Origin of the sequence: uncultured Campylobacter sp., from assembly GCF_947255105.1 — a bacterium.
Lineage (GTDB): Bacteria > Campylobacterota > Campylobacteria > Campylobacterales > Campylobacteraceae > Campylobacter_B.
Genome location: NZ_CAMYFP010000002.1, coordinates 156,828 through 163,816 on the forward strand (window position 1 = coordinate 156,828; position 6,989 = coordinate 163,816).

General features: G+C 35.3%; 5 protein-coding genes and 1 other RNA gene. 5 read left to right on the forward strand and 1 reads right to left on the reverse strand.

The genetic code is table 11. The features are described from left to right. Position 1: 1 nt before the first annotated feature. The 3 genes from radA (at position 2) to Q0X52_RS02430 (ending at position 4,246) form a co-directional block, all read left to right on the forward strand. Entirely contained in the window at positions 2-1,339 is a 1,338-nt protein-coding gene (gene radA / locus Q0X52_RS02420) for a DNA repair protein RadA (RefSeq protein ID WP_297574404.1), read from the forward strand. 92 nt (positions 1,340-1,431) lie between these two features. Further along, positions 1,432-3,171, forward strand: coding sequence for a Na+/H+ antiporter NhaC family protein (locus Q0X52_RS02425; RefSeq protein WP_297574406.1), 1,740 nt, complete (start codon positions 1,432-1,434; stop codon positions 3,169-3,171). A 10-nt stretch (positions 3,172-3,181) separates the two neighbouring features. Further along, positions 3,182-4,246 carry a diguanylate cyclase gene (locus Q0X52_RS02430; RefSeq protein ID WP_297574409.1) on the forward strand — a complete coding sequence of 355 codons (1,065 nt, stop codon included), beginning with the start codon at positions 3,182-3,184 and terminating at the stop codon, positions 4,244-4,246. Here Q0X52_RS02430 and Q0X52_RS02435 read toward each other — a convergent pair whose 3' ends face one another. Further along, on the reverse strand, positions 4,247-5,284 hold the full coding sequence (locus Q0X52_RS02435) for a hypothetical protein (RefSeq protein WP_297574412.1): 1,038 nt from the start codon (positions 5,282-5,284) through the stop codon (positions 4,247-4,249). It lies immediately after the preceding gene. A 113-nt stretch (positions 5,285-5,397) separates the two neighbouring features. Between Q0X52_RS02435 and truD the strand changes: the two genes are divergently transcribed. Both truD and rnpB read left to right on the forward strand, forming a co-directional pair. Continuing rightward, a complete protein-coding gene (gene truD / locus Q0X52_RS02440; protein ID WP_297574414.1) occupies positions 5,398-6,486 on the forward strand; it encodes a tRNA pseudouridine(13) synthase TruD in 1,089 nt (362 codons plus the stop codon). A gap of 20 nt (positions 6,487-6,506) precedes the next feature. After that, positions 6,507-6,834: RNase P RNA component class A (gene rnpB, locus Q0X52_RS02445), an RNA gene on the forward strand. Positions 6,835-6,989: the final 155 nt, after the last annotated feature.

Here is a 6,989-nt window from a genome sequence, read left to right on the forward strand (position 1 = left end):
GATGGCAAAAGAAAAAGTTGTTTATGAGTGTCAGCACTGTGGCAACCAACAGAGTAAATGGCTTGGTAAATGCCCAGATTGTGGAGCTTGGGATAGCTACATAAAGCTAAATAAAGAGCAGATGGAGTTTATAAAGAGTGTAAAAAGTGAAGTTAGTAAACCAGCCCTTGCACAAAGCATTGATGAGATAAAAATAGAAGAGATAAGACGCACAACAACGCAAGATAAAGAGCTTGATATAGTTCTTGGCGGCGGAGTAGTTGAGGGCTCTTTGATACTTATTGGTGGAAGTCCTGGTATTGGCAAATCAACTCTACTTTTAAAGATAGCTTCAAATCTATCCAAAGATGCAAAGGTGCTTTATGTAAGTGGAGAAGAGAGCAAGAGCCAGATCAAGCTAAGAGCCGATAGGATAGAGGCAAAAGAGAAGAATTTATTTATTTTAACTGAGATTTTATTTCAAAATATTCAAGCTGAGATTGCAAAGAGTGAGTATAAATTTGTAGTCATTGACTCTATCCAAACTATCTACTCAGATGAGATAAACTCAAGTCCTGGCACAGTAACGCAGGTAAGAGAGATAACATTTGAGCTTATGCGTCTTGCAAAAAGTCAAAATATTACCATCTTTATCATAGGTCACATCACAAAAGAGGGCTCCATCGCTGGTCCTAGGATCTTGGAGCATATGGTTGATGTTGTGCTCTATTTTGAGGGAGATAGTAGCAAAGAGCTAAGAGTTTTGAGAAGTTTTAAAAATCGCTTCGGCTCTACAAGCGAAGTTGGTATCTTTGAGATGACAAAAAGGGGCCTCATTAGCGCAAATGACATTGGGAATAAATTTTTTACTAGAGGTGTTGCTGTAAGCGGAAGTGCTATAACTGTCATCATGGAGGGAAGTAGGGCGCTTAGCATAGAGATACAGGCTTTGGTTTCGCAAAGTAGCTATCCAAAGAGAAGCTCAACTGGCTATGATAGAAACAGACTTGATATGATTTTGGCTTTGCTAGAGCGAAAAATTGGGCTAAATTTAAGCGGTTTTGATGTTTTTGTAAATGTTATTGGTGGAGTTAAGATTACAGAGACGGCGGCTGATTTGGCGGTAGTTGCTGCCATAATTTCAAGTTTTAAAAATCGTCCTGTTAGCAAAGATAGTGTCTTTATAGGCGAAGTTAGTCTAAATGGAGAGATACGCGATATTTTCAATATTGACGCTCGCATAAAAGAGGCAAATATGCAGAAATTTAAAAACGCCATCATTCCATCAAAACCATCAATAAAGACAGATATCAAGCTTTTTTTGGCAAGTGAAATTTCACAAATAATTGAGTGGATGTAGTGTTTAAATTTCTATTTGCCATTTTTATCAAAACTATAGAAAATTTAAGCTAAATTAGGCAATAATTAAACAATTTTATAAAAAGGAATCAATTGAAAAGACTACTATTTATACTTTTTCTTCCCGTTTTTGCAATTGCTGCTGGCGATCCAACGGTTGCTCAGATGAATGCAAAAACCTTTGGGTTATTGACTCTTTTACCGCCGGTTGTCGCAATCGGACTTGCTTTTTTAACTAAAGATGTTATTTTGTCACTTTTCATAGGAGCATTTACAGGTAGTTATATGTTGGCACTTACTACAAACAACTGGTATAGCGCCTTTGTATCTGGTTTTGCAGGATTTATCAAAAAAGCGGTCAACTCTTTGGGCGATCCTGGAAATGCTGGAATAGTTTTGCAAGTGCTTTGTATAGGTGGCGTTGTCGCACTCATAACCAAATCTGGCGGCACAAAAGCTATAGCTCAGTGGCTTAGTAAAAAGGCAAAATCATACAAAAGTTCTCAGTTTTCAACGTGGATTATGGGACTTATAATCTTTTTTGATGACTATGCAAACTCACTTATAGTTGGTCCAATCATGAGACCTGTTATTGATAAATTTAGAGTTAGCCGAGAAAAACTTGCCTTTATCATGGACTCAACAGCAGCGCCAATTACAGGTATTGCTATCATCTCTACATGGATAGGACTAGAGATTTCAGTTATCAAAAGTGGTTATGGACTTATTCCTAATGACTACTATCAATTTTTATCACTTGATCCTCAAAATGTCAATGCTTTTGGGATATTTTTAGAGACAATTCCATATAGATTTTACAATATCTTTATGCTGCTTTTTGTAATTATGACTATTTTTATGGGGCGTGAGTTTGGGCCAATGTATAAGGCCGAAAAACTTGCAAGAGAGGGCAAGAGATTTTACACACAAGAGGCCGAAAGCGAGATAGCCAACTTGGAGGATAAGCTTTTAGAGCCAAAAGAGTCAGTAAAACCAGAGGCAATAAATGCCTTAGTTCCGCTTTTTGTCTTGATAATTGGCTCATTTATAGGCTTTTATTATAGTGGTCTTGCAGAGCTTGATCCAGATATAGTAGCGATAATCAACAAAGAGCCACTTTCGTTTTTTGCTCTAAGAGAGACTTTTGGAGCAGCAGATGCCTCTATAGTGTTATTTCAAGCAGCACTTGCCTCTGCAATAGTTGCCATTATCCTTGGAGTTTATAAAAAGATATTTAAGGTTAGAGAGGCGATAGTTATCTGGACTCATGGATGGCGTATCATGATAGTTACTGTTATTATTTTGGTCTCTGCATGGACACTTTCAAGCACCATAAAAGAGCTTGGCACATCGGTTTATCTAGTAGAAGTTTTTTCAAATACAATCTCATATATCATTTTGCCAGCGCTCATCTTCATACTTGCCTCTATCATCTCATTTTCAACAGGCACTAGTTATGGAACTATGGGAATACTTATGCCACTAGTCATTCCTTTGGCTGTTGCTGTTGGAGTAAATTCAGGTAAATTTGTAACTCCAGATGAGCTTCATTGTTTTATGGTAATTTGTATTTCAGGAGTTTTGACAGGTGCGATTTTTGGAGATCACTGTAGCCCAATCTCAGATACAACGATACTTTCATCTATGGGAAGTGGTTGCAATCACATCTCTCACGTCCAAACTCAGATACCATATGCGCTTAGTATTTGCGTTATAAGTCTATTTTTTGGCTATATTCCTGTAACTCTTGGGCTTAATATCTGGGTTACATTGCTATTTGGAGTTGGTATGAGTGCCTTAATGCTTAGGGTTTTTGGTAAAAAAGTTGATTAAAAGGTGAATTATGGTAGTTGATTATGATATTTTAAAGTTAAACAATGACAAGTTTATAGCTATTGTCAATGCACTTGGAGAAAAGATAGCAAACAATACTCTTACTTTTTTTGATACACAAACTTTCTATAGAAAGATAGCTCAGTATAGCGCTCATCAATTCTCACAAGAGAAGATTTTTTTGGATAATTCTCAAATTTGTGATGAGTTTAAAGATGAGTTTAAAAAGGCTCAAGATGGCTTTTTAAATGAGTTAAGTAGGCTTTGTCAAGAGAGTAGTGAAGAGCTTTTTAACTCTGTGGAGCTTTTGAATTTTTTAATTTACTGGCTAGATACTCACATCATCAAAAGAACTACACTTTTGTTTGAGCAGGTAAAGCTCATCAAAAACGAGCAACTCTCGCCAAAAGATGCCTATATAAAAGCCAAAGATAACTTTAAAGAGCTCTCTTTAGTTAGAGTTATCAACTCAATGATTGATGTTGTTTTTGATAAAAGCAGAGAGTTAAGGTCAAAAAATGACTATCTTGAGAGCCTTCTCATAAAAAGAGATGAGGAGCTTAACTATCTTAAAGATAAGTATCGTGACTCTTTCTCTATCGATCCAATAACAGGGCTTAAAAATAGAGGCGAAGCACTTAAATATGCAAAAACTATGCTAGAGAAGACAAAAAAAGAGATGTTATATGCTGTTATGATCAAATTTGATGAGTATAAAGAGCTTTTAAGCAGTCATGGCATAAGCACTGCCAAAGACTCTCTTGCAAAAATTGCCGATATTTTCCAGCTAAATTTAAGAAGCGATGATAGAATTTTTGCACTAAATGCTGGTGAGTTTTTGCTTATCTGCGTTAGTCCAAGCCAGGCTGGAGTTATCAACGCTATCAATAGACTAATTGCCAAAGTTGAAGAAAATAGCGAGCTAAACTTATTAACTAGCAAAGATAAAAATACTATCAACACTATAGTTGTAAATTGTGCCAACATAACAGAGCCAAGGGAGATTATGATAGCTCTTGATGAGCGTGCAAAAGCTATGGAAGTTGATAAAAATAGCAGCAATATCTATATTTAGCTAGACTAACAAAATCTCTAAGCTGTGATTTTTAAGGCTTTTTGGCGTTTTGTTTTCTGCTAATAACAAAAACTCACTAAACGTTAGTAGGTAAAAGCCATCTATCTGCCTGCCTGCCAACTTTAGAATTTGAGCCATGTTGTCGTTTAAAAGATCAAATATCCGTCTATTGTTGATGAGTAAAAAGTCAGCCCCACTATCAAAGGCGTCAAACAAAACTGCTCCAGCCATCTGCAAAGCTAGTGTTTTGTCGCACTCTTGGATACTTTTTGGTATCTCAAGAGCTTGATTTTCAAAGCAAACCACCTTAGCGTCTATCTTTCTAACAAGTTTTTCAACAGCCAAATCGTCATAAATTGCGATATTAAATTTGGCAAAATTATTTATAAATTTATTCTTATCAAAACTCTCAATGTATAAATTGCTATCCTCAAAAGGCTCATCTTTTGCAACCTCTTTGCCAAAATAGCCCTGCAAAAACTCCACGCTTCTACTTAGCCCAAAATAGTCTCTAAACTCCAGTCCAGCCACATAGTAGCCAAGCTCATTTTTTATAAGTTCTCTTAACTCATCACTCAAATTTAGACCTTTATCAAGCAGATGTTTTGTAAAGACAAAGGCACTATTGCCTATAAAATCATCTTTGAATTTATAAATTGGACTATTATAAAAAAGAGGCATAAGTTTTTTATAAACATCAATTTCGCCCCTAAACTCCTCAAATGGCAAAAAGGCTCTCATAAAATCATCGCTATCTATCTTTAGATCTTTTATCGCTCTTTTATCTTGCAACGAAGAGATAACAAGCTCTTTGCCAAAGCGCCCAACAACCTCTTCTAAACTCTCTTCTAGCGAAGTTAGATAGCCATTTATCATGACAAACTCCACACCTTCAAATTCAAAATAGGGGTCGTTTTTTTTGATGTCATCTAACAGCTCTTTTAGTGAAGAAAAGTTTAAATTTGAGTAGAAGTATGGTTTGTGATAGCTTAGAAGATCGATTTTGATATCAAATCTAAAGAGTCTTATCTCTAACATTTTTATCCTTTTTTGTTTGATTATACATTAAAATTACTTAGAAAATTTTTCAAGCGCTGTTTAAACCTAAATTTAATAAAATAGAGCTTTTTTAGTAACAAATAAGGATTATTATGGAGTTAGAAAAACTTTATGCGCTAGATCACGCAGCGATAAATGTCTATTTTAGTAAAAATTCAGATGATTTTGTTGTAAGAGAGTTGCCACTTTATGAGTTTAGCGGTAGTGGCGAACATCTAATCATACATATCCAAAAAAAAGATACAACCACCATAGAGGCGATAAAAGAGATAGCAAAATTTCTAAATATTGATAAAAGAGAGATTGGTTATGCGGGACTCAAAGACAAAGATGGCTTTACGATGCAATATCTCTCGCTTCCTAAAATTTATGAAAAAGAGCTTGTGAAATTTAGCCATGAAAAGATAAAGATAAATGAAACTTTTTTACACAAAAATAAACTAAAAGTTGGTCATTTGAGTGGCAATAGTTTTTTTATACGGCTAAAAAAGGTGAGTAAAGTTGATGCCAAAAAGCTTCAAGAAGTGTTAGATAGGATAGATAAGATGGGCTATGCTAACTATTTTGGCTATCAAAGATTTGGTAAATTTGACAACATCCAAAAGGCAAGACTTATGTTAAAAGGCGAGTTTAAGCCCAAAAACAGGCAGTTAGAAAAGCTACTTATCTCATCTCTTCAAAGCTTTTATTTTAACAAATGGTTAAGCAGTAGAGTAAAACTTAGCAAGTTTGCAGATGAGTTTAGTGTAGATGAACTTGCAAAAATTTATCAACTTAGCAAAGATGAGGCAAAAGAGATCAAAAATCAACCAAATTTTTATCGACTACTTAAAGGTGAAGTTCTTGGTCACTATCCAAGGGGAATGAGCTTTTTATGCGAAAATTTGGAAGCTGAGTGTGTTAGGTTTGGGCAAAGAGATATCTCAAGTCTTGGACCAATTTATGGCAAAAAGATGCAAGAAAGTAGCGGCTTTGCAAAAACTTTGGAAGAGAGCTGCTTTGATGAGAGCTGTAGCGAAATTGGAAGTGATGGCACAAGAAGAGTTGCTTGGTCATTTTTAAAAGAGTTAAAATATAGCTATGATGAAGACAGGGCGTGGTTTATGATGAGTTTTATCCTGCAAAAAGGCTCTTATGCTACTACTGTTTTATCTGAGATTTTACACAGCGAGATATTTTAAAATTTATGTTACAATCACAAACGGTGCAATGAGCGGTTGCAAGAACATATTTTGTTTTTGAGGAAAGTCCGAGCTGCAATAAGACAAGATTCCATCTAACAGATGGCTAGGGTAACCTAAGGGATAGTACAACAGAAAGCAAACTGCTATTTAGCGATGGTGAAACGGTGTGGTAAGAGCGCACCAGTGTTTTTGGTAAGAACAAAGACAGCTTTGTAAACCCAATCTGCAGCAAAAAGGGATGGTCAGGTCTTATAATAAACCCTTTGCTTGAGCTATTTTGTGAAATTTAGCTTAGATAAATAATCGCTTGAAAAACAGAACTCGGCTTATAGTTGCACCGCTTTTAAATTTCAGATGCTTTAAATGGTTAAATTTCAACAATACAACAAAATATAGAGTCTAAATTTCAGTAAAAGTAAAAATAAAAGTAAATTTGAAAAGCACTTAAATTTGAAAAGCACTTAAATTTGAAAAGCACTTAAATTTGAAAAGCACTTAAA